The organism is Streptomyces sp. NPDC058697 (assembly GCF_042715345.1).
In the GTDB taxonomy this organism is placed as follows: Bacteria; Actinomycetota; Actinomycetes; order Streptomycetales; family Streptomycetaceae; genus Streptomyces; species Streptomyces liliifuscus.
This window is the reverse complement of sequence record NZ_JBHXSU010000035.1, coordinates 1-20,545: the sequence shown is the minus strand read 5'-3', so window position 1 is coordinate 20,545 and position 20,545 is coordinate 1. Positions and strand designations below refer to the sequence as shown.

The following is a 20,545-nucleotide window of genomic DNA, read 5'->3' as shown; positions in this document are numbered from 1 at the left end:
GGGTCAGCAATTGCAGCCGCAATCGCATCCGCACCCGTCACAGCAGTTCCCGCAGCAGTCACAGCCGTCGCAGCAGTCGTCACAGTTGTCGCACCGCCGGCAGATGCCCTCCTTGCGCTCCCCGCTCCACGGGTCGTCGTACTCGCAGCAGCACATCTGGCACGTACAGGCCAGGCCCATCCACACGGCGCAGCCCGCGAGGAGTCCGCGCCGGTCACGGCGTGGCGGCTCGGGAGGCGGCGGCGGAGCGCCGGGCCCGGAGGGGGCGTACGGGTTGCCCGGCGGCGGCCCGTACAGCTCGGCCCCCCGGTGCGAGCAGGAGGAGGTGCCGAAGGCGCGGTCCACCGAGTTGCGCAGTTCGTGGGCGAGCAGCACGTGCGCCAGCTTCGCGTCGGTGAACTCCGCGTCCTTGAGCGCCAGCCGTATTCCGTGCAGTGCGTCGTCGGCGAGCCGCCGGGCCTCCGGCAGGGAGGTGCCGGTGGCGGTCAGTGGATTCCAGGCGCCCGACGCGGCGTCGGTTTCCCTGTCCTCCACGGCGTCCAGGAGATGGGCGAGCCGTCCGAAGAGCCGGCCGGCCTCGGCGAGCGGCTCCGCGTTGCCGGGCCGTCCGGCCAGGATCGCGGTGTGCGCGAAGGCCGCGGCGGTCGCGGTCTCGGTCGGTTCGGTGACGGTCAGCAGCGGGGTGCCGGGCCCGGCGAGCGCCTCGATGCCCACCTGCCGGTCCACGGCGTCGACCAGTACGGCGGTGTCGAAGCCGACGGCGGAACCCGTACGGGCACCCGCCCGCCCCCAGTTCACGGCGACCCGGCGGGCCGCGAGCGCGACCGGCCGGCGGGCCAGCAGTCCGTCCCCGTCGGCCATGTGGTCGCGCATCTTCGCGGAGGCGAGCACCAGCGAGACGGCGGCCGCGAGCCGGGCTCCCTCACCCTGGGCTACCGAAGCGCTCCGCATTCCGCGCAATGGACAGGGCCCCGCCGTGCGCCGCCATCCACTGGCGCGCTCGGCCTGAGCCTCCGTCAGAACCGATATCAGCAAGCCGTCGTAGTTCGTGACGACCCGTGCGAACTGTCCGTGATCCCCGCGAAGTGCGAGACACAGCCCGCACAAATGCGCCATCCATTGGGTTTTGAGGCTTTCCCCGAGCCGATGAGTGCATGGCCTGACGATTCCGAACACGACGATCCCCCGTGGTGTGTACGACGTTGAGCTGCGGCATCGTACCGACCACCCCGTTCACCCGTACGCTCCAGCCGTCACCCGTCCGCCGTGAAGAATCATATTTCACTCTCAGTCAGCAGCGGTGTACGGCACGACCCTTGGGGTACGCGGCCTCTCGACGAATTCGCTGTGCACCAGTACCGTCACGAAACCCCCGCGCGGCGTCTATCCCCTTGGCGCGACATCCGCATCATGCACGACCATGGGGATGCGGAGAAAAGAAAGACCGCTGTGAGAGGAGGCGTCCATGGGATCGGTGCGCAAGGCGAGTGCCTGGCTTGGCCTCGTCGACGACAACGATGACGAGCGTTACTACGACGACGATTACGCAGAAGGGTCCGAGACCGGAGCCAGGGATGCCTGGGTCACGGACCCGCGTGTGAAGGTGGCGTCGGAAGCGGCCGAGGAGAAGGGCCGCCGGATCGGCACGGTCACCCCGGACAGCTTCCGGGACGCCCGTGGCATCGGCGAGCTCTTCCGCGACGGCGTTCCCGTCATCATGAACCTCACGGCCATGGAGGCGGCCGACGCCAAGCGCGTCGTCGACTTCGCGGCCGGCCTGATCTTCGGCCTGCGCGGCTCGATCGAGCGTGTGTCGAACCGGGTTTTCCTGCTGACCCCCGCCGACACCGAAATCGTCAGCGGGGAGCCCGCCGGCCGCCGCGCGGACGGCTTCTTCAACCAGAGCTGAGCAGGGCCGCGCGTTGCTTATTTGGGCTCGGTTCGCCTCCGGGGCGCCAAAGCCTGTGTCGAGAGGCCGACCGTGCTCAGCCCTCCTTCGTCGGGCCTCCGCGCTCCCCCGGACTCCGTCCGGGGGGACCCCCAGGCCTCTCGACACAGGCGCGCCCCTTCGGCTCACTCGCCGGGCCCGCCGCTCGGCGCCGCGGTAGGAACTCGCCTACCGGAACGCGTCGAGACCGGTGAGCGCCTTGCCCAGTACCAACTGGTGCATCTCGACGGTGCCTTCGTACGTCAGCACCGACTCGAGATTCGTGGCGTGCCGCATCACGGGGTATTCGAGCGAGATTCCGTTGGCGCCGAGAATCGTCCGCGCCGTACGGCAGATGTCGATCGCTTCTCGTACGTTGTTGAGCTTGCCGAAGCTGACCTGCTCGGGACGCAGTCGTCCCGCGTCCATGCGCCGCCCGAGGTGATGGGCGAGCAGAATCCCCTTGTGCAGTTCGACGGCCATGTCGGCGAGTTTGGCCTGGGTGAGCTGGAATCCGCCGATGGGCCGCCCGAACTGCTCGCGCGTCTTGGCATACTCGACCGCCGCCTCGAAACTGGACCGCGCGGCACCCATCGCGCCCCACACGATCCCGTACCGGGCATGCGAAAGACAGCTGAGCGGCCCCTTCAGCCCGGTGACGTCGGGCAGCACCGCATCGCCCGGCAGCCGCACCTCGTCGAGCACCAACTCGCTGGTGACCGAGGCACGCAGTGACCACTTGTGCTTGATCTCGGGCGCGGAGAACCCGGGACGGTCGGTGGGCACGACGAACCCGCGGATCCCGTCATCGGTCCGGGCCCACACGACGGCCACGCCCGCCACGGACCCGTTGGTGATCCACATCTTCCGCCCGGTGAGAACCCAGTCCCCGCCGTCCCGCTTGGCGTAGGTACGCATGCCCCCGGGATCGGACCCGTGATCGGGCTCGGTGAGCCCGAAGCACCCGATGACCTCGCCCGAGGCCATCCTCGGCAGCCACGCCTGCTTCTGCTCCTCGCTGCCGAAGCGGTGGATGGCGTACATCGCGAGCGATCCCTGCACGGAGACGAGCGAGCGGATCCCCGAGTCGGCGGCCTCCAGCTCCAGACAGGCGAGCCCGTACTGCACGGCGGAGGCCCCGGCACACCCGTACCCGTCGAGCGACATCCCCAGCGCGCCGATCTCCCCCAACTCCCGCGCCAGCTCCCGGATCCCGGGCAGTTCACCCTTCTCGTACCACTCGGCCACATACGGCAGCACCCGATCCGCCGCCCAAGCCCGCACGGTCCCCCGGACCGCCAGATCCTCCGCGCTCAACAGATCATCCACACCGAGCGGATCAGCGGGATCGAACGGCGGCAACTTCGAGGAAGGTGAAGAGGAAGAGGGTGAGGACGAGGGTGAGAACGAGGAAGCAGACATGACAGAGGCCTCCGGCACGAAAAACTAGCACTGTTAACCACGGGCAGAGCCCGACGTTACGACGCAGTGTCGCGCACGTCCAGGACAACTCCGCGTGGCACGGGGCGGCGAGGGCCGGTGCACTTGAGCGAGGCCACCTGGGACCTCACCCGGTTGAGCGGGGCTACCCGGGGCTTGGCCGCTACGGCCCCGCGGCCGCCGACGGCGAGTCGCCCCACAGGAAACCCGCACGGGAAGGACGGGCTCAACGGGCGGTGCGGGCGGGAAAAGCATGAAAGCGCAACCACCCCCAACCAGTCACCCAACAGACTCCACCCGCAGAGAAGCCTCCGCCTCCCGAGGCCCAGGCACCTCAACCCCAGCCGCCACCGCCCCACACTCCATCCCCCGAGGCAACCGCAGAGCCATCACCGCCCCCAGCAACAACAACCCCGCACTCACCAGCAACGTCACATGCAGCCCATGCACAAACGCATGCCGCGCAGCATGCCGCAACGCCTCCCCGGGCCCCCCGCCCAACTGCCCGGCGACCTCATACGCCTCCCCCAGGGAATGCCGAGCCGCAGCGGACTCCCCGGCAGAGACTCCTGGAACGGACGCCAGTCCGGGCGAGTACGCCGCGTTCATCACACTTCCGAGCAGCGCGATCCCGATCCCGGCCCCGAGCTGGTACGACGTCTCCCCGATCGCCGCGGCCCCACCGGCCTGCTCCTGCGGAGCCTCGCTCAGCATCGACTCGTACGCCCCGAAGAGCGTCACCTCCAGCCCGAACCCGAGCAGCACGAACCCGGTCAGCAGCAGCGGAGCGTTGTCGTGGCTCCCCATCCCCGTCAGCATGATCACCGCCGCGGCGGTGAGACAGAACCCGGAACAGACCATGGTCCGCGGCCCGAACCGCTGCAGCAGCTTCGCCCCGACGAGCCCCGCGGCCATCGCGGCGATGGTGAGCGGCAACAGCCGCAGCCCGGTCTCCAGCGGAGAGAGCTCCAGCACGAGCTGGAGATACTGCGCGGCGATCAGCTCAAGACCGACGAGCGCGAGCATCGCGAGCACGATGCACCCCACGGACGTACTGAAGGCCGGCCGCGAGAACATCTTCAGGTCGACGAGCGGGTGCCGACGCCGCCGCTGTCGCCGTACGAAGGCGAAGAGCAGTCCGGCGCCGACGAGGAGCGGCACCGCCGTGAAGGCGCTCAGCGGGGCCTCTCCGCCGCCGAGCCGCTTCACGCCGAGAACGACGCCGAAGAGTCCGGCCGCGGCCATCAGCGCGCCGACGACGTCCCACGGCCCGTCGCCGTCACCGGTCGACTCGGGCAGCAGCAGCCGCCCGACGGGCAGGCTGACGAGCATCAGCGGGATGTTGATGAGGAAGACCGAGCCCCACCAGAAGTGTTCGAGCAGGAACCCGCCGAGCAGGGGTCCGACGGCCGCGCCGACCGCGGCGACGGCGCTCCAGACACCGATCGCGAGCGCCCGCTCGCGTCGGTCGGGAAAGACCTGCCGCAGGATCGACAGTGTGGCGGGCATGATCATCGCGCCGCCGACGCCGAGCAGGGCGCGCGCCGCGATCAGCACCTGCGCGGTGTCGGCGAGGGCCGCTATGGCGGATGCGACGCCGAAGAGCGCGTACCCGAGGAGAAGGACGCGTCTGCGGCCGACTCGGTCACCCAGCGTGCCGAAGAGAATCAGCAGCGAGGCGCAGACGAGCGGGTAGATGTCGACGATCCAGAGCAGCTCTATCGCGCCGGGTGTGAGGTCCTCGGTGACGGCGGGCACGGCGACGTGCAGCACGGTGGCGTCGACGGCGACGAGCAGCAGGCTGACGCAGAGGACGATGAGGACTACCCAGCGGTTTGCACCGGCCCCGGTCTCCCGACGGCAACGCGCAGCGGCCGTGGTCGTCCCGGACATGTACGTACCTCCCAGATGTTCCCTCGCGTTCGGCGGATCCGCTGGGTGGGGACTCCCTGCGGCTGCGGCCCGGGAGGAGCGGTGTCCCGGGCCCACGCAACAAAGGCGAGTGAGTGGTCAGGGTACGCGAGTTCCCGCCGAGGACAGGTGGCGGACCTCTCACGTTCCTTATCGACACGTGTGGCATGCGCCACGCTTCCCCGTCGGCAAGCACGCCCCGCCGGGGTCCCCGGTTCCGGGCGGCGTCGATAATCGAGCCCGTGACCGATCTTGAAACGCCCGTCGCGCCGCCCCGTGCGGGACCCGCCTGGCGCCGTGCCGCGCCCGCTCTCCTTGGATACGCGGCGGTGCGCGCGCTGGGCCTGGTGACGCTGGCGGTGTGGAGCGCCGCGCGGGACAAGAGCCCGCACCAGCTGCTCTCCGCCCGCTGGGACTCCCTCTGGTACACGCGGGTCGCCGAGCTCGGCTACGGCTATGAGGTGCGGCTGCCCAACGGGGACGTGCACTCGAACCTGGCGTTCTTCCCGCTGCTGCCCTGGCTGGAGCGGGCCTTCGCGGCGGTCACCCCTCTCTCGTACGCGGACGCGGGTCTGCTGGTCGGCGCGCTGGCCTCGCTCGCCGCGGCCTGGGGGATCTTCGCGGTCGCGGACCATGTGTACGGGAGCCGGGCCGGGATCTGCGCGGTGCTGCTGTGGGCGGTCCTGCCCGTCGGCATCGTGCAGTCGATGGCGTACAGCGAGTCACTGTTCACGGCGCTCGCCGCCTGGTCGCTGTACGCGGTGCTGACCGGCCGCTGGCTGACCGCGGGCCTCCTCGCGTCGCTGGCCGGCCTGACCCGTCCGGTGGGCGCGGCGGCGGTCGCGGCCGTCTGGGTGGCGGCGATCGCCTCGTTCGTACGGGAGCGGAGTGTTCCGGCACAGACCGGCGCACCGAGATGGCGGCGCGCGCCGGCGATGCTGCTCGCGCCCCTCGGCGCCGCCGGCTACGTCCTGTGGGTCGGCCATCACACGGGGAAGGGCCCGCTGGGCTATCTCGACGTCCAGGCGGGCTGGCGCAACGGCTTCGACGGCGGCTACGCCTTCGCCCGCTTCGTCGCCGACAAGTTCACCTCGTTCCCGTCGGCCCTCGCCGGACTCGCACTGATCATCGGGGTCGGCCTGCTGGTCTGGCTGTACGTGATCTGCGTACGGCAGCGGCAGCCGCTGCCACTTCTGGTGTACGCGGGGGTCGTCACCGCCCTCGCCCTGTGCGCGTCGAGCTACTTCGGCTCGAAACCACGCCTTCTGCTGCCCGCCTTCCCCCTGCTGCTGCCCCCCGCCCTGGCCCTCGCCCGACTGCGAACCTCCAGGTCGGCGTGGGTGCTGGGCGGTCTGGCGGTGGCCTCGGCGGCGTACGGCGCCTTCTGGCTGAACGGCTCAGGACCGCCATGATCACCCAGGGTCGCGGGTGAAAAGCTGGAGAAGTGCGTGCGAGCATTCGGTGAACGAATTCAAACGCGTCCCAAAACTTCACATTGGAATGATCAATGGAATGGAAGGAAGAGCGCACGAGGGATTCCATAATCCAAGGAAATAAACGCCCTCCTGAGAGCAATCCCACATCACATCGTCATCACAAAGAGAGTGCTTCGGCCTGCAACACAGCTCACTCGCTGTAACGTCGATTGAGTGCGTACCGAACGAAAGCTGACTCGTCTGGACCGGGTCTTCGCCCGGCTGGACCGTGAGCCGGAACGACCGGCCCACATCGACGTGCCCAGGATGAGCCGGCACCGAGTGGTCCTCTTCGCGTCCACGCTCGCCTTCTACATCGCCATCGTGTGGGCCATCGTGATCACGTCGTGGCTGGTCCGGTTCGACTGGCAGGTCATGTTCTTCCGGCCCTACCAGCAGTGGCCGGAGATCCACGCCTTCCTCGACTACTACGTGGTGCTGGGCCAGCGCGGCCCCACCGCCGTGATGATCGCGGCCTGGCTGGGCTGGCGTTCCTGGCGGCAGCACACCCTGCGCCCGCTGCTCGTCCTGGGCGCCTCGCTGCTGCTGCTGAACATCACGGTGGGCGCCGCGAAGCTGAGCATGGGCCGTCTCGGTCCGCACTACGCGACCAACGTCGGCTCGAACGAGATGTGGCTGGGCGGCGACATATTTCCTTCGGGCCACACCGCCAACGCCGTCGTGACCTGGGGCATCCTCGCCTATCTGGCCTCGACGCCATGGGCCCGCCGCTGGCTGTCGGCCCTCTCCGCCGTGGTCTCCCTCGGCGTCGGGCTGACCACCGTCTACCTCGGTACGCACTGGTTGAGCGACGTGGTGCTCGGCTGGGCCGCCGGCCTGCTGATCCTCCTCGCGCTGCCCTGGTGCGAGCCGCTGATCGCGCGCGCCGAGACCGCCATCTTCGACCTGCGCGACGCCTGGCGCGCCCGCCGTCGCGGCACCGCGCCGGTTCCGGCCGCCCCGGTGGGCGCGCACGCGGCGCTCTCCCCGCTCGACAGCCCTGCCGACGAGGAGGAGCCCGTGGTGCGCGAGCCGGTGGCCGCCTCGCGGCCGCCGCGCCCGCAGGGCGGCTACCTGGCGCCGGGCCCGCATCTGACCCGCTCGGAGCGCACCCCGGTGACGCCCGTCGGCAGCCGAAGACCCCCACAGTCGGACCGAGTGACACGTGGCACCACCTCGGCCCGCCCGCTGACGGGCGGCTGAGCGAGGACTGCGGGGCCCGGTACGCACACACCACGCCCCGCGCACGGCGAAGGCCCCGGCTTCTGCAGCCGGGGCCTTCGCCGTGCCTGCCGTGCTTCACGAAGCGCGCTCTCACGACGTGCACGCCTCACGGTGTGCGGACAGGTGACGGGTCAGCCCTTCCAGCAGCGCGTCACCCGGCCGTCGGCGACCTCGAAGTTCAGCCGCCCCGAGAGGTACTCCATCGTGATGATCGCGCCCGGTGGCAGTGACCGCACCGTGGACCAGCCACGTTCACGGGCCAGCCGCTCGGCGCCGCCCGCCTCCAGTCCGACGTACGCGTCCGGAGTGTCCGAGGGCTCTGCGGGAGGAGTGGGAATCGGTGCCATGCCGCCACGTTAGGCGGCGGAATGCGGCGGCGGAAGCCCGGGCCCGCCACCATCAGTCACCGGTCCCTCTCCGGTCACGCTTCTGTCACAGGACAACGACACCCGTTTCGGCCACGGGAACATCAGTTGCCGCACAGCGGACCGTCACACTTACGGGCGGTTCCGTACGTGTTCCGCCCGCCTTCGAACGTAATTCGGGAGTACCCGGGACCATCGCGACCGCGGCCGGAATATCAGGCCGGAAAACGCGCTGCCGACCCCGCGCCCGCGCCTTTCCTTTCCGATTCCGGGCTGTGTTCCGGAAGCTGACACACCATAGGAAATGCATGGCTCAAGCACAGGACCCACGCTTCAGGAGGCCGTACGCGCCTTCTCCGACGAAGCCCGTTCCAGCGCCCGGGTCAGCCGGTCCCGCGCGGTCCTGATCGCCTCGACGAGCTCGACGGGTTCCAGCACCTCGAACTCGACGCCCATCAGCATCACGTGGATCACCATCACATCGAGGCTCGCGGCCCCGGTGCGCAGAATGCAGCTGCCGTCGCTCTCCGCCTCCAGCGTCCCGGCCGAGGGCGAGATCCGCTGGGCCGCCTCCTCCTTGGGCACGAGCAGCCGGACGACGGCGTGTGTGGCGTACGCGCGGACGGACACGCCCTTGGACACATAGGCGGCCAGGTCCTCGGCGGGCGCCTGCCGGGGCGTGAAGCGCGGTCCGTGGGGCGGCCTGGGCGTGACGCGGTCGGCCCGGAACGTACGCCAGTCGTCACGGTCGACGTCCCAGGCGACCAGGTACCAGCGGTGCTCGGTGCACACCAGGCGGTGCGGTTCGACCGTGCGGCGGGTCGAGGAGCCGGCGTGGTCGCGGTACTCGAAGCGCAGCCGCTCCGAGTCGCGGCAGGCGGCGGCCAGGTCGGTCAGGACGGCCGGGTCGACGGCGGAGGGCTGGGGGCCGCGCAGCATCGGCACGGTGAAGGCGTTGAGGGCGCCGACCCGGCGGCGCAGCCGGTGCGGCAGCACCTGTTCGAGCTTGGTGAGGGCGCGTACGGAGGTCTCGCCGATGCCCTCGATGCCCTGTCCGGCGGCGGTGCGCAGGCCGACCGCCACGGCGACCGCCTCGTCGTCGTCGAGGAGCAGCGGTGGCAGCTCGGCGCCCACGCCGAGCTGGTAGCCGCCGCCCGTGCCGGGGCTGGCGTTCACCGGATAGCCGAGTTCGCGCAGCCGGTCCACGTCACGGCGGACCGTGCGCGGGGTGACGCCGAGGCGGTCGGCCAGGGCCGCGCCCGACCATTCGCGGTGCGCCTGCAGCAGCGAGAGCAGACGCAGGAGTCGTGCCGAGGTCTCCAACATGAATCCGAGTCTGCCAGGCATTGCGGACAGTACCTGTCCGCAAGGGTGCGTACCTTACGAGACATGGCAGACAACAGCGCAAGCGAAGAGATCCGCCCGTTCCGGATCGACATCCCTCAGGCGCAGCTCGACGACCTGCACACCCGCCTGGACCTGACCCGCTGGCCCGACGAGCTGCCGGGCGTGGGCTGGGAGTACGGAGCCTCGCTGCCGTATCTCCGTGAGCTGACCGACCACTGGCGCGGCGCCTACGACTGGCGCAAGCACGAGGCGGCCCTGAACGAGATCCCGCAGTTCGTGACGGAGATCGACGGCGCGCAGGTGCACTTCCTGCACGTCCGCTCGCCCGAGCCGGACGCGGTGCCGCTGATCCTGACGCACGGCTGGCCGGGCTCGATCGTGGAGTTCCTGGGCCTGATCGGCCCGCTGAGCGACCCGCGCGCGCACGGTGGCGACCCGGCCGACGCCTTCCATCTGGTGATCCCGGCCATCCCCGGCTTCGGCTTCTCCGGGCCCACGAAGGACCGCGGCTGGAACGTCGGCCGTACGGCCCGGGCGTGGGCCGAGCTGATGCGCCGGCTCGGCTACGAGCGGTACGGCGCGCAGGGCGGCGACCTGGGCGCGCTCATCTCGCCCGCGCTCGGCCGGGTCGCGCCCGGGTCGGTGATCGGGGTCCATGTGAACGCGGCGTCCGTCGGCTTCATCCCGCTCGGTCCGGTGGCCGAGGAGGTGCAGGCCGAACTGACGGACCGGGAGCGGCGGAGCCTCGCGGCCATCGGCCGGTTCACCTCCGACGGCTTCGGCTACAACGTCCTCCAGTCGACCCGCCCGCAGACACTCTCGTACGCCCTGACCGACTCCCCCGTCGGCCAACTCGCCTGGATCATGGAGAAGTTCAAGGAGTGGACGCACTCCTCGGCCGAGCTGCCCGAGGACGCGGTCGACCGGGACACGCTGCTCACCAACGTGATGCTGTACTGGCTGACCGGGACGGCCGGTTCGGCGGCCCGGATGTACTACGAGAACGGCCACAGCGGTGACTGGTTCCCCGTCACACGCTCCGAAGTGCCCACCGCCGTCGCGAACTTCGGCGAGGACGTGGCGATCCGGCGCTGGACCGAGGAGACCAACACCGTTGTCCGCTGGACGGAGTTCGACCGCGGCGGGCACTTCGCGGCCCTGGAGGTACCGGAGTTGCTGACCGGCGACATCAGGGAGTTCTTCGGCTCACTGCGATGAGACCGCCGTGGCCGGAGTGACGGTCACCGACAGGTCGTTGTCGCTCGTGTAGTACGGCCCGGCCTCCACCGGGCCGTACGCCGTCTCCACCATGACGGTCGGATAGCTGAAGATCGGCTTCTTGTCGGCGATGTCGTCGAGCAGCCGGGCGATCCGTACCCGCGGCCCGCTCTCCCCCGCCGGTCGCAGCCACAGATCCCAGATGCCCTCCGTCAGCTCGGAGTAGGCCACCGTGAGGCCGAACCGGGCTCGGTCCGGGGCGACTTCAGCCCGCAGCACAGTCTCCGGCTCCTCGCGGTGGCGCAGTTCGGCGTAGGCGTCGGGGGTGAGTTCGACGCCGTACACCTGACCCCGTACATCCAACTCGCCCTTCCCGATGCGCAGTTCGCCCGCCTCCGCGTGCGGGGCGCGCAGCCAGCTGCGGACGGAGAGGTTGCCGTGCTTGGTGCCGTACGGGATGCGGACGGCGACATGGCCGCGGGCGCCGCTCGGCACCCGGTCGACGAGCGAGCGCAGGTCGTTGAGACCGGGCGCCAGGCGCCGCGGCTCGCCGTCGCCGACCTGGACGTAGGCGTCCCAGCGGCCCTCGGGCAGCTCGACACTGCTGGGCAGCGCGGCACGCAGCCGGCCGTCGCCGGCCGGGGTGAGCGGCAGCCGGACCTCCTGAACGCCGTCCCGGTGCCGGAGCACGAGATGCGTGCCGCCGGCCGTGGCGCCCGGGCCGGGGCCGGCGATGTCGAAGGTGAGCCCGCCCGCGGAGTCGGCGATGCAGTCGGCGCCCGTGGGCATGCTCACGTCCTTGTCGGAGTGCCGGTGCGAGGCCTGCGGAGCCACCGTCATCATGCGGAGCTCTCCTTCCCGAGTACGGTCCGTCCGGCATCCCGAACCGCATACGCGCCGCCGAGCAGGGCGCCCCGCGTGCGATGCAGTGAGCCGCGCATCCGGCCGATCCTCGAGTCGCCGCCGCGCGGGACGAGACCGGAGAAGATCGACTCGTAGCGTTCGGCGATCCGGGCGGGGTCGAAGCGCGCGGAGTCCTTGAGCGCGGCGTGCGCCATCCGCTGCCGCAGCTCGTCGTTGTTGATCAGTTCGAGCAGTCCGTCGGCGATGGCCCCGACGTTGCCGACGGGAACGAGGCGTCCGTCCACGCCGTTGTCGATGATCTCCCCCGGGCCGTGCGGGCAGTCCGTGGAGACGACGGGCAGGCCGCAGCGCATGGCCTCGACGATCGTCATGCCGAAGGACTCCAGGCTGGAGGTGACGGCGGCGATGGATCCCTTGGCCCACTCCGGCTCGATGGGATGCGCCGGGCCCATCAGTAACACGTGGTTGTAGAGGCCGAGTTCGTCGATGAGCCTGCGCAGCTTGTCCTTCTGCTTGCCGCCGCCGTAGATCCGCAGACGCCAGTCGGGCCGCTGCCTGCGCACCCGGTCGAAGGCCTTGATCAGCAGGTCGTACCGCTTGACCGGGGCGAGTCGCCCGGCCGCCACGACCCATTTTCCGGAGCCGTCCGCGGGCTCGATGCCGGGCGCGGGCACCGGGTTGGGCACGGCCTCGACGTGGACGCCGGGCAGCCGCATCTTCCTGCGGTACGCCCCGGCGTCCGCCTCCGTGGTCGTGGTGAGCGCGTCGAGCCGCGGGTAGGCGCCGCGCAGTTCCGTGCGCAGGGACTCCGAGTGGGTGTCGAGCGTGAGGTGCTCCTGGCCGACGCGGAGCGGCCCCCGTCTGGTCTCGCGGGCCAGATGGACGTTGAGCCCCGGCCGGGTGCCGATCACCACGTCGGAGTCGACCTTCGAGAGGTGGTCCGCGATACGGCGGTCGGTGAGAGCGCTGTACTGGTCGTAGCGGACCTCCCCTCGCGGGAAGACCCGGGCGGGCGCACGGTAGGCGGGGTCGTCCCCGTCGTATCCCGGGCTGTTCGTGCGGATGTCGACGAGGTGGCGCACGCGCACGCGTGGATCCAGTGCGAAGACCGGCTCCTCGCGGTGGCGGAGCACGGAGACGATCTCCACGTCGTGCTGCTCGGCAAGGGTGTTCGCAAGGTTGTACGTCGTCCGGATCGTCCCACCGATTCCGTAGGCGTTGTGTATCAGGAAAGAGATCTGCATGCGTCCCCGTATCTCCGGCTCATCCAGCTACCTGTGGGTTAGACCCGGGAGTTGGGGTGATGGTTGGTCTTGCTTATCATCCTGTTCCCGAACAGTTGCGCCATCGGTAACCGGATGGCGGAACCTTTTGGCGCCGGGAAGCATCAGGGCTCATAGGACAGCTGCGGCACGTCGAAGCATTCGTCGTTCATCTCGCCCTGACTCACCCATCCGTCGGCGTCCTCCCAGCGGGCCACCGAGAGGCAGGTCCTGCGGGTCTTCGGGGGTTCGGGCAGGCGCTCGTACCGGACGGGCAGCAGCAGACCGTCGGCCGTGTACGGCTTGCCCGTGTCCATGAAACGGTCGACGCACGCGCGCGTGACGCCCGTTTTCGCGCAGGACCTGGCCGCGTCCGTGAACCACATCGCGGCGGCCCAGCCCTCCAGCTGCCACTGGGAGTGGCTCTTCAGGTTCTTCGTGCCGTCCCGGAACTCCCGTACGGCGTCGTGGTCCGTGGCCGTGGCTGTGTCGTCGTAATTACGGCTCGAACCCGTCGCCCACAGGGCGTTGCGGCAGCGCGGCGCGTCCTTGTAGTCCTCGCGGACGGTGGAGGTCCAGTTCTGCACGTTGGTGACCTTGGCGAGGACGTCGGCGCCCACGTCGTCCATCGCCTTGCACAGTTGGGCGTTGCCGTAGGTGTCGATGGCGTCGAAGACCACGTCGGCGCCCTGTTCCTTGAGGTCGGCGGCAGCGGCACGGAAGTTGGGCAGCGCGAAGTCGACCTGTTCGGTGACCACCTTGTAGCCCTCGGCCTTCAGGCCCCGGGTGACGAGCCGGGCGTACGCGGCCGACGCGGACTGGTTGTACGAGACGACGGCCGCCGTCCGGGCGCCCTGCTCGCGTTTGAAGTAGCGGTAGATCTCGGTGCCGCCGTACAGCTTCCCGTCCCAGCCGGGCTTTCCGTTCCGCGGGGCGAGGCTGCCGTAGATCCCGTAGAGGTGCGGATAGGTGTCGTACGCCGCGCCGATGGGCTGCCCGCCGATGTCGGGCACGCGCGCGCGTGACACCCGGGAGGCGCCCGCGTAGTCGAGCGCGCTGGTGGCGACGAGGGCGACCACCTTGTCCTCGTCGACGAGCCTGTGCACACATTCGTTGTTGCCGACACCGCTGCCGCCGTCGTCGCACAGGCGGACGTCGACCCGGCGGCCGTCGATGCCGCCGCGCGCGTTCAGCCGGTCGAAATAGGCCTTCGCACCGTCGCGCGGCCCGGTGAAGGTGTTTCCGCCGACCGGGCTGGTGGCGCTCGTGATGATGCCCACGCGCAGGGGCTCCGCCGTGTTCCGCGTGGGCGTACGGCCCGGCCGGTCCTCGAAGTCGCTCTCCGGGAGACGGCTGCCGCAGGCCGTGCCCACCAGGAGCAGCAGGCCCACGACAGCGCACTCAGCAACCCGGACCCGGCGACGCATTGCCGCTCAGCCCGACAAGACCGCACAGCGTCTTGACGGACACCTTCCACGTGTCGTCCTGCTCGACGGCGGTCCCCGCGGCGTTCGGCATGACCGTGGCGCCCTTGAGGGTGAGCGTGTACGTCACGTTCGCCGCGGTCGGCGCCGTGAACTCGACCTGGTCGACGGTCGCCTCCACCTGCCCGCCGCGCTCGTCGCCGCTGAAGCTCTCCAGGACCTGCGCCATGTTGTCGCCGTTCTCCAGAACGGCCTGTTTGTCCTTCAGGGGGACATCGGGGTCGAAGAACTTCTTCCAGTTCTCCTTGATCTCCTGCTCGGCCGCCGCCGGATCGTCCGGAGCGCTCGCGCTCGGACTCGGCTCGGCCGTCGTGGGCTGCTCCACGGAGGGCGAGGGCGGAGTCGTGTCGTCGCCGCCGCTGTCGTCGCCGCAGGCCGTGAGAGCCGAGGCGAGGACGAGTACCGCCACCGCCAGCCCCCGGCCTGTCCCCCGCCTGAGGTCACTCCCGAGAACCATCTGGCTCACCACCGGGTGTCGGTCCGGGCCAAGTGCACCCGGAGCTTTCAGGGTCAGCTTGCAGAAGGCATAGTGCAAGTCCATCGGCGGACTTGGAAGACAGTCAGACACATGACATGGGAGCCCCCATGCGAACAGCTCGACTGCGGACCGTGCACCCCGTCCTCTGGGCCGGGTGGGCCGCGCTCGCCGCGGGAGCGGTGCTGTGCGTCCTCGGCTGGTACGGAATCTCCGGCGAGCGGTTCGCCGAGCGCCAGCTGCCCTACCTCGCGTCCTGCACGGTGCCGGGTGCCGCGCTGATCATCGCGGGCGCGGTGCTCCTCACCCACGGCAGAAACGCCCTCGCGGCGGCCCGCGTCGAGGAGCTGTACGGGCTCCTGGTGGCCGCCGATCCCGCCGACGCCGACGAGTCCGGGCAGGCGTCCGCCGCGCCCGTGGCCGTCAGTGGAGACCTGCTGATGGTGCCCGGCGGCACGCTGTGGCACCGCGCGGACTGCCCGCTGGTCTCCGGGAAGGCGGAGGCCCTGCCGGTCGACTCACGGGTCCTGGCGGGTGGAGACCTCGACCCCTGCCCGATCTGCGAGCCCGCCGCCTCGGACGCCCGGCCGTCCGGGGCGGACGGCTGATGGCTGCGGACTGATGGCTGAGGACTGCGGGCCGGGGGCCGAGGACTGATGGCGTCACTGACGTACGACCTCACGTTCGCCGGGCTCTCCGTCGGCAGCGCGGCCGCGCTCACCGGGATCGGCCTGGTCGTGACCCACCGGGCGACCGGCGTCCTCAACTTCGCGCACGGCGCCATCGCCATGGTCTGCGCCTATCTGCTGTGGCAGCTCACGGTCGAGTGGAACTGGCCGCTGCCGCTCGCCGCCGCGCTCACCCTGCTCGTGGTGGCCCCGGGTATCGGCATGGCGCTGGAACGATTCGTCTTCCGTCCCCTGTCCGTCCTCGGCAGCGACCCGGCGCAGACCCTCGTCGCGTCCATCGGCGTGTTCGTGCTGCTCGTCGGCGGTGCGGCACTGATCTGGGGCCCGGGCGCGCGCTCGGACGCGCCGACGCTCGTCTCGGCGGACCCCTGGGGACAGCTGGCGGTGACGCTGGTCCTCGCCGTGGGCGTGGGTGCGGTGATCCGGTGGACCCGCTTCGGCCGGGAGCTGCGGGCCGTCGTCGACGACCGTTCGCTGGCCGTCCTGGGCGGCATCGACGCGGACCGGGTGGCCGCGGCCGGCTGGGCCTTCGGCTCGTTCACGGCGGGCCTGACGGGCGTACTGCTGGCCCCGTACGTCCGTCTGGACCCGTACGGCATGCCGCTGCTGGTGATGGAGGTGGTGGCGGTCGCCGTCGCCGCCCGGATGCGCAGCCTGCCGGTGGCGGTGGTCGTGGCCCTCGGCATCGGGGTCGCCCAGAGCCAGTTGACGCGGCTGCACCCGACGGGCTGGCGGGAACCCCTGCTCCAGGCGGTGGGCGCGAACCTCTTCGTCGTCGCCCTGCTGATCGCTGCGCTCGTCCTGCCGGGTATCGGCACGCGGGACGCGCTTCCGCGCACGGCGAGCGCGCGCGTGGCCACCCCGCCGGGCGCGTGGATCGTGGCCATGGTCCTGTTCCTGCTCCCCCTGGGCTTCGCGGGCTCGGACCTGCACACGTCCGTCCAGGTCCCGGCCCTGGGAGTCGTCCTGCTGTCCCTGGTCGTGGTGACGGGCCGCGGCGGCCAGATCTCACTGGGCCAGGCGGCGTACGCGGGTCTGGGCGCCCTCTTCACCGCGCTGCTGGCGGCGGGCCGCTTCCCGGGCCTGCCGGAGCTCCCCGAACTGGCCGCTCTCGCGGTCGCCGTCCTGCTCGTGGCGCCCCTGGGCCTGCTGACCGGCTGGCCCGCCATCGGCCGCCACGGCCTCGCGCTCGCCCTGGCCACCTTCGCGGTGGGCGTCGGCGTCAGCCGCTTCGTCTTCGCCCAGCCGTACGCGACCTCGGGCCTGACCCTGGGCCGCCCGGCGGGCTTCGACGGCGACCGCGCGTACTACGCACTCGAACTCGTCCTCCTGGCATGCGCGTTGCTGGCCGCCCACGCACTGCGCCGGGGCCGTACGGGCCGGGCCCTGGCGGCGATGCGCGACCACGAGGCGGGCGCGTCGGCGGCGGGCGTCCGCGTGCCGACGCTCAAACTGACGGCCTTCGTCGCGGGCGCCGCGCTGGCCGCGCTGGGCGGCGGCATGCTCGGCATGGGCCTGCGCGCCTTCGACCCCGCCGCGTACGACCCGGTCCGCGGCCTGCTGTGGTTCGCCGCGATCGTCGTCCTCGGCGCCGACAGCGTCCTCGGCGCGCTGCTCGCGGCGGCCCTGCTGGTCGGCATGGACGCGGGAACGCGCGGCGGTGTCGCGGCGGCCCTGATCGGCCTCCTGGCCGTCCTCGTCGGCCGCTTCCCGGGCGGCCCGTACGAGGCCCTGCGCCTGGCGGCCGAACGCCTGCGGCCGCGCGGCGAGGTGGCACTCACTCCCCTGGGCTCCGGGGTGAGACGGAGACTGCGGGCGACGCTCGCAGGGCCCGGCACCCGCCCCCACGTGGTGGCCGCGGCGGGCGCGACCGCGGTGACCGGCCCGTACGCCGACACGGGTACTGGTTCGGACACCGCCACGGACACCGGCACCATGCTCACCGGTGGCCGCCCGCTGGTGACACGACCGGTCCCACGGCCGGCTCCGGCGGTCGGCGAGCCCGCCGCTGCCTGGGCGCTCGACCCGACGGACCATGCCTCCGGACCCGGGGCCAAGGCTCCCGGCGCTCCTCCGACGCCCGGTGAGGACCGGGGCGACGGCCCGGCTGGAACTGCCCCCGTCCCCGCCTCCGAGGCGAAGGGCTCGGGTCCGGCCGAGAACCGGAACCGTCCCGGCGTGCCGTCCGGCCCTCGCACCACGGACGGCGAACCCGACGCCCCTCGGCCTCCGGACCGCGCCCTGCGATCCGACTCGGCGCCGCCACCCGGCGCGGGTCCAGCCGGGAACCTCGGCGAACCCGCCTCGCCCGGATCCGGCGCAGCACCCGCTCACACTCGCGCCGGTGGCGAACCCGGCCCGGCACAGCCGACACCGCCCACGGGACCCGGACCCGGGCCGGGGCCGAGGCCGAGGCCAGGACCGGGGCCAGGGCCAGGAACCCACGCCGCAGGGCCTGCCTCGCCCACCCGCCCCCGAACATCCCGCACCCCACCGGCCCACCCCGTGCTCCGCGCCCGTGCCCTCCGCGTCGCCTACGACGGGTTCACCGCTCTGGACGGCGTGGACCTCGATCTGACCCCGGGCCGGATCACCGCCGTCGTGGGGCCGAACGGGGCCGGGAAGAGCACCCTGTTCCACTGCCTCGCCGGGACCGTACGGCCGGATGCCGGGCGGATCGGGTTCGGGGAGCGGGACATCACCCGGCTGCCCGCGCACGCCCGGACCCGGCTCGGTATCGCCCGCACCTTTCAGCAACTCGCCGTCTTCCCGACCCTGACGGTGGCCGAGAACGTACGCGTGGGTGCCGAGCAGGGGCGCGTCGTGGACGCGGACGCCGTGGAACGGATGCTGCGGCTGCTCGGGCTCGACGGAGCCGTACGGGCACTCCCGGCGGCGGGCCTGCCGACCGGAACCCTGCGGCGTGTCGAACTCGCACGGGCCCTGGCGGGCGGCCCGCGTGTCCTGCTCCTCGACGAGCCCGCGGCGGGACTGGACACGGGCGAGGTGGCGGCGCTGGCCCGCGTGCTGGGGGCGCTGGCCGCGGACGGTACGGCCCTGCTCGTCGTCGAGCACGACCTGGACCTCGTGGCCGATCTGGCCGACACCGTGCACGTCATGACGGCGGGCCGCGTCGTCGCCTCCGGCCCCGCCGACCACGTACTCGAAGGCCTCGACCGGCTCGAAGCACACCAGGGGGACCAGACGCACCAAGGGGGCCACGGAACCCAGGGGCCCGGAACGGCGGTCGACGGATGAGCGCGCCCGGGATCTCCCTGCGCCACGCGCGCGTGCGGTACGGCCCGCTGGAGGCGCTGCACGGGGTGACACTCCACGCGCCCGCCCACGGCGTCACCGTCCTGCTGGGCCGCAACGGCTCGGGCCGTACGACCGCACTGCGCGCCCTCGCCGGAACCGTGCCCCTGTCCCGCGGGGCCGTGGTCTGGGACGGCTCCGACGTCACGGGGATGCCCGCGTACGAACGGGCCCGCCGCGGTCTGTGTCTCGTCCCGGACCGACGGGCCGTCTTCGGTTCGCTCACCGTCCGCGAGAACCTCGGACTCGCCGCCCCCGGCCAGGACTTCGCGCCCGCCCTCGACGCGTATCCCCAACTGGGCTCCCTGCTCCCGAGAAGGGCGGGGACCCTCTCCGGCGGTGAGCAGCGCATGCTCGCCCTCTCCCGCGCCCTCCTGGCACGCGCGCGCGTGGTGCTCGTCGACGAGCCCGCACAGGGCATGTCCCCGACGGTCGCCGCCCGCACCTACGAGCTGCTGAGCGGCCTCGACGCGTGCGTGATCGTGGCCGAACAGCGCCTGCCGCCCGGCCTGCACGGCAGGACGGCGATCGTGTACGAACTCCGGCGCGGCGCGATCGTGTTCAGCGGCGAGTCGACGGAGGCTTCGGCCTCGGCAGCGGCGGGCCCATCAGGACCGGCGGACGCGTCGAGGCGGGGCGCGCCCGCGGGGCCTCCGGGTCCGACACGCCCGGGAGACTCGGGGAGCCGGTTGCCGCGTCCTCCGGAGGGACCACCGGAGGAGTCGTCGGAGAAGTCGGCGGAGATGCCGTCGGAGGGAGCGTCGGAGGAATCGCCTGAGTGACCAGCCGCCCCGGTCCCGCTCCCTTCGGCAGCTTCAGCATGGTGCCGACGTTCAGCCGCCCCGGATCCTCTCCGACCATCTTCCGGTTGAGCTTGTAGAGCGCCTTCCAGCCGCCCTTGACGCGGTACCGGCGGGCGATCGAGGCGAGCGACTCGCCCGGCCTCACCACATGCGCCCGGCCCTTGAGTTTGTACCTCTTGGAACAGACGGGCCACGCCTCCCAACCCTGGACGCGCAGCACCTCCTCCGCGACCCGGATCTGCTCGGCGCGCGTGGCGAGGTCCGCGCGCGGCGCGTAGGCCAGTCCGCCGAACGCCTTCCAGGTGGGCTGCCAGAACTGCAGTCCTCCGTAGAACTTGTTCCCGGTGTTCGCGTCCCAGCGGCCACTGCTCTCGCACTGGGCGAGGCAGCCCCACGGCCACTGGTCCTTGGCACAGTCGTAGGGCACCCGGCCCGGCACCGGCGGACTGGGTGCCGTGGGCGGTGGTCCCGCGGGCGGTGGTGCCGCGACCGCCGCCTCGGGGGCGAGTACGGCCAGGACGACGGCGACGACAGCCGCGTACCGCATGCGCTTGATCGACATCGGGCCACGCTAGGCAGGGTGGTGACGGCCCATCGGCCAGCCGCGCAGGCGTCCGGCGGGGGGCGCCCCCCCCGGGGGGGGGGGGGGGGGGGGCCCCCCCCCCCCGGGGCCCCCCCCCCCCCCCCCCCACCCCCGAACCCCCACGGCAGGCGAGGGAAAAGCACGCCCCCCCCCGCCACCACAA

General features: G+C 71.7%; 16 protein-coding genes and 1 pseudogene. 7 read left to right on the top strand and 10 right to left on the bottom strand.

Going from position 1 to position 20,545, the window contains the following annotated elements; all coding sequences use genetic code 11:
* Positions 1-3 precede the first annotated feature (3 nt).
* Positions 4-1,176: a DUF5685 family protein gene (locus ACFWXQ_RS42805; RefSeq protein WP_383949200.1), complete on the bottom strand. Its 1,173-nt coding sequence runs from the start codon at positions 1,174-1,176 to the stop codon at positions 4-6.
* A gap of 289 nt (positions 1,177-1,465) precedes the next feature.
* On the opposite strand from ACFWXQ_RS42805, the gene ACFWXQ_RS42800 reads away from it, so the two are divergent.
* A complete protein-coding gene (locus ACFWXQ_RS42800; RefSeq protein ID WP_143635919.1) occupies positions 1,466-1,909 on the top strand; it encodes a cell division protein SepF in 444 nt (147 codons plus the stop codon).
* A 207-nt stretch (positions 1,910-2,116) separates the two neighbouring features.
* Here the strand turns inward: ACFWXQ_RS42800 and ACFWXQ_RS42795 are convergent, their stop codons facing one another.
* Together ACFWXQ_RS42795 and ACFWXQ_RS42790 are read right to left on the bottom strand one after the other, a co-directional pair.
* Positions 2,117-3,349: an acyl-CoA dehydrogenase family protein gene (locus tag ACFWXQ_RS42795; RefSeq protein ID WP_383956306.1), complete on the bottom strand. Its 1,233-nt coding sequence runs from the start codon at positions 3,347-3,349 to the stop codon at positions 2,117-2,119.
* A gap of 297 nt (positions 3,350-3,646) precedes the next feature.
* Positions 3,647-5,260, bottom strand: a complete 1,614-nt coding sequence (locus ACFWXQ_RS42790; RefSeq protein ID WP_383956309.1) for an MFS transporter — start codon at positions 5,258-5,260, stop codon at positions 3,647-3,649.
* A gap of 260 nt (positions 5,261-5,520) precedes the next feature.
* Between ACFWXQ_RS42790 and ACFWXQ_RS42785 the strand changes: the two genes are divergently transcribed.
* Both ACFWXQ_RS42785 and ACFWXQ_RS42780 read left to right on the top strand, forming a co-directional pair.
* A complete protein-coding gene (locus ACFWXQ_RS42785) occupies positions 5,521-6,690 on the top strand; it encodes a glycosyltransferase family 39 protein (RefSeq protein WP_383956312.1) in 1,170 nt (389 codons plus the stop codon).
* A 237-nt stretch (positions 6,691-6,927) separates the two neighbouring features.
* Positions 6,928-7,956 carry a phosphatase PAP2 family protein gene (locus ACFWXQ_RS42780; protein WP_386270315.1) on the top strand — a complete coding sequence of 343 codons (1,029 nt, stop codon included), beginning with the start codon at positions 6,928-6,930 and terminating at the stop codon, positions 7,954-7,956.
* A gap of 152 nt (positions 7,957-8,108) precedes the next feature.
* On the opposite strand, the gene ACFWXQ_RS42775 is transcribed toward ACFWXQ_RS42780, so the two are convergent.
* Both ACFWXQ_RS42775 and ACFWXQ_RS42770 read right to left on the bottom strand, forming a co-directional pair.
* A complete protein-coding gene (locus ACFWXQ_RS42775) occupies positions 8,109-8,324 on the bottom strand; it encodes an I78 family peptidase inhibitor (RefSeq protein ID WP_055618508.1) in 216 nt (71 codons plus the stop codon).
* Positions 8,325-8,675: 351 nt separating this feature from the next.
* A complete protein-coding gene (locus ACFWXQ_RS42770) occupies positions 8,676-9,668 on the bottom strand; it encodes a helix-turn-helix transcriptional regulator (RefSeq protein WP_383938415.1) in 993 nt (330 codons plus the stop codon).
* Positions 9,669-9,731: 63 nt separating this feature from the next.
* On the opposite strand from ACFWXQ_RS42770, the gene ACFWXQ_RS42765 reads away from it, so the two are divergent.
* On the top strand, positions 9,732-10,907 hold the full coding sequence (locus tag ACFWXQ_RS42765; protein ID WP_383938418.1) for an epoxide hydrolase family protein: 1,176 nt from the start codon (positions 9,732-9,734) through the stop codon (positions 10,905-10,907).
* On the opposite strand, the gene ACFWXQ_RS42760 is transcribed toward ACFWXQ_RS42765, so the two are convergent.
* The 4 genes from ACFWXQ_RS42760 to ACFWXQ_RS42745 all read right to left on the bottom strand — a co-directional run bounded on the left by ACFWXQ_RS42760 (position 10,896) and on the right by ACFWXQ_RS42745 (position 14,974).
* On the bottom strand, positions 10,896-11,750 hold the full coding sequence (locus tag ACFWXQ_RS42760; RefSeq protein ID WP_383938421.1) for a hypothetical protein: 855 nt from the start codon (positions 11,748-11,750) through the stop codon (positions 10,896-10,898). The two genes, ACFWXQ_RS42765 and ACFWXQ_RS42760, sit on opposite strands and share 12 nt — an antisense overlap.
* A complete protein-coding gene (locus ACFWXQ_RS42755; protein WP_383938424.1) occupies positions 11,747-13,015 on the bottom strand; it encodes a glycosyltransferase family 4 protein in 1,269 nt (422 codons plus the stop codon). Before ACFWXQ_RS42755 ends, ACFWXQ_RS42760 begins: the two co-directional genes overlap by 4 nt.
* Before the next feature lie 143 nt (positions 13,016-13,158).
* Entirely contained in the window at positions 13,159-14,460 is a 1,302-nt protein-coding gene (locus tag ACFWXQ_RS42750; RefSeq protein ID WP_383938427.1) for an ABC transporter substrate-binding protein, read from the bottom strand.
* Complete coding sequence (locus ACFWXQ_RS42745) at positions 14,435-14,974, bottom strand: hypothetical protein (RefSeq protein ID WP_383938429.1); 540 nt, start codon at positions 14,972-14,974, stop codon at positions 14,435-14,437. Before ACFWXQ_RS42745 ends, ACFWXQ_RS42750 begins: the two co-directional genes overlap by 26 nt.
* A 128-nt stretch (positions 14,975-15,102) precedes the next feature.
* Between ACFWXQ_RS42745 and ACFWXQ_RS42740 the strand changes: the two genes are divergently transcribed.
* From ACFWXQ_RS42740 to ACFWXQ_RS42730, 3 genes and pseudogenes are all read left to right on the top strand, one after another.
* Positions 15,103-15,600 (top strand): hypothetical protein, encoded by a 498-nt coding sequence (locus ACFWXQ_RS42740; RefSeq protein WP_383938432.1) that lies wholly within the window; start codon positions 15,103-15,105, stop codon positions 15,598-15,600.
* Between the two features lie 48 nt (positions 15,601-15,648).
* Entirely contained in the window at positions 15,649-18,939 is a 3,291-nt protein-coding gene (locus ACFWXQ_RS42735) for an ATP-binding cassette domain-containing protein (RefSeq protein ID WP_383938435.1), read from the top strand.
* A pseudogene (locus ACFWXQ_RS42730) lies at positions 18,936-19,577 on the top strand (ABC transporter ATP-binding protein); the annotation flags it as partial. The gene ACFWXQ_RS42735 and the pseudogene ACFWXQ_RS42730, both read left to right, overlap by 4 nt.
* Here the strand turns inward: ACFWXQ_RS42730 and ACFWXQ_RS42725 are convergent.
* Positions 19,558-20,346, bottom strand: coding sequence for a transglycosylase family protein (locus ACFWXQ_RS42725; RefSeq protein WP_386270318.1), 789 nt, complete (start codon positions 20,344-20,346; stop codon positions 19,558-19,560). The pseudogene ACFWXQ_RS42730 and the gene ACFWXQ_RS42725 overlap by 20 nt on opposite strands.
* Between the last annotated feature and the right edge of the window lie 199 nt (positions 20,347-20,545).

Coding starts and splice junctions, on each gene's coding strand:
- ACFWXQ_RS42760 (WP_383938421.1), bottom strand. CDS start 11,750: ATGATGACGGTGGCTCCGCAGGCCTCGCACCGGCACTCCGACAAGGAC.
- ACFWXQ_RS42750 (WP_383938427.1), bottom strand. CDS start 14,460: ATGCGTCGCCGGGTCCGGGTTGCTGAGTGCGCTGTCGTGGGCCTGCTG.
- ACFWXQ_RS42735 (WP_383938435.1), top strand. CDS start 15,649: ATGGCGTCACTGACGTACGACCTCACGTTCGCCGGGCTCTCCGTCGGC.
- ACFWXQ_RS42775 (WP_055618508.1), bottom strand. CDS start 8,324: ATGGCACCGATTCCCACTCCTCCCGCAGAGCCCTCGGACACTCCGGAC.
- ACFWXQ_RS42740 (WP_383938432.1), top strand. CDS start 15,103: ATGCGAACAGCTCGACTGCGGACCGTGCACCCCGTCCTCTGGGCCGGG.
- ACFWXQ_RS42745 (WP_383938429.1), bottom strand. CDS start 14,974: ATGGTTCTCGGGAGTGACCTCAGGCGGGGGACAGGCCGGGGGCTGGCG.
- ACFWXQ_RS42755 (WP_383938424.1), bottom strand. CDS start 13,015: ATGCAGATCTCTTTCCTGATACACAACGCCTACGGAATCGGTGGGACG.
- ACFWXQ_RS42790 (WP_383956309.1), bottom strand. CDS start 5,260: ATGTCCGGGACGACCACGGCCGCTGCGCGTTGCCGTCGGGAGACCGGG.
- ACFWXQ_RS42725 (WP_386270318.1), bottom strand. CDS start 20,346: ATGCGGTACGCGGCTGTCGTCGCCGTCGTCCTGGCCGTACTCGCCCCC.
- ACFWXQ_RS42770 (WP_383938415.1), bottom strand. CDS start 9,668: ATGTTGGAGACCTCGGCACGACTCCTGCGTCTGCTCTCGCTGCTGCAG.
- ACFWXQ_RS42800 (WP_143635919.1), top strand. CDS start 1,466: ATGGGATCGGTGCGCAAGGCGAGTGCCTGGCTTGGCCTCGTCGACGAC.
- ACFWXQ_RS42795 (WP_383956306.1), bottom strand. CDS start 3,349: ATGTCTGCTTCCTCGTTCTCACCCTCGTCCTCACCCTCTTCCTCTTCA.
- ACFWXQ_RS42765 (WP_383938418.1), top strand. CDS start 9,732: ATGGCAGACAACAGCGCAAGCGAAGAGATCCGCCCGTTCCGGATCGAC.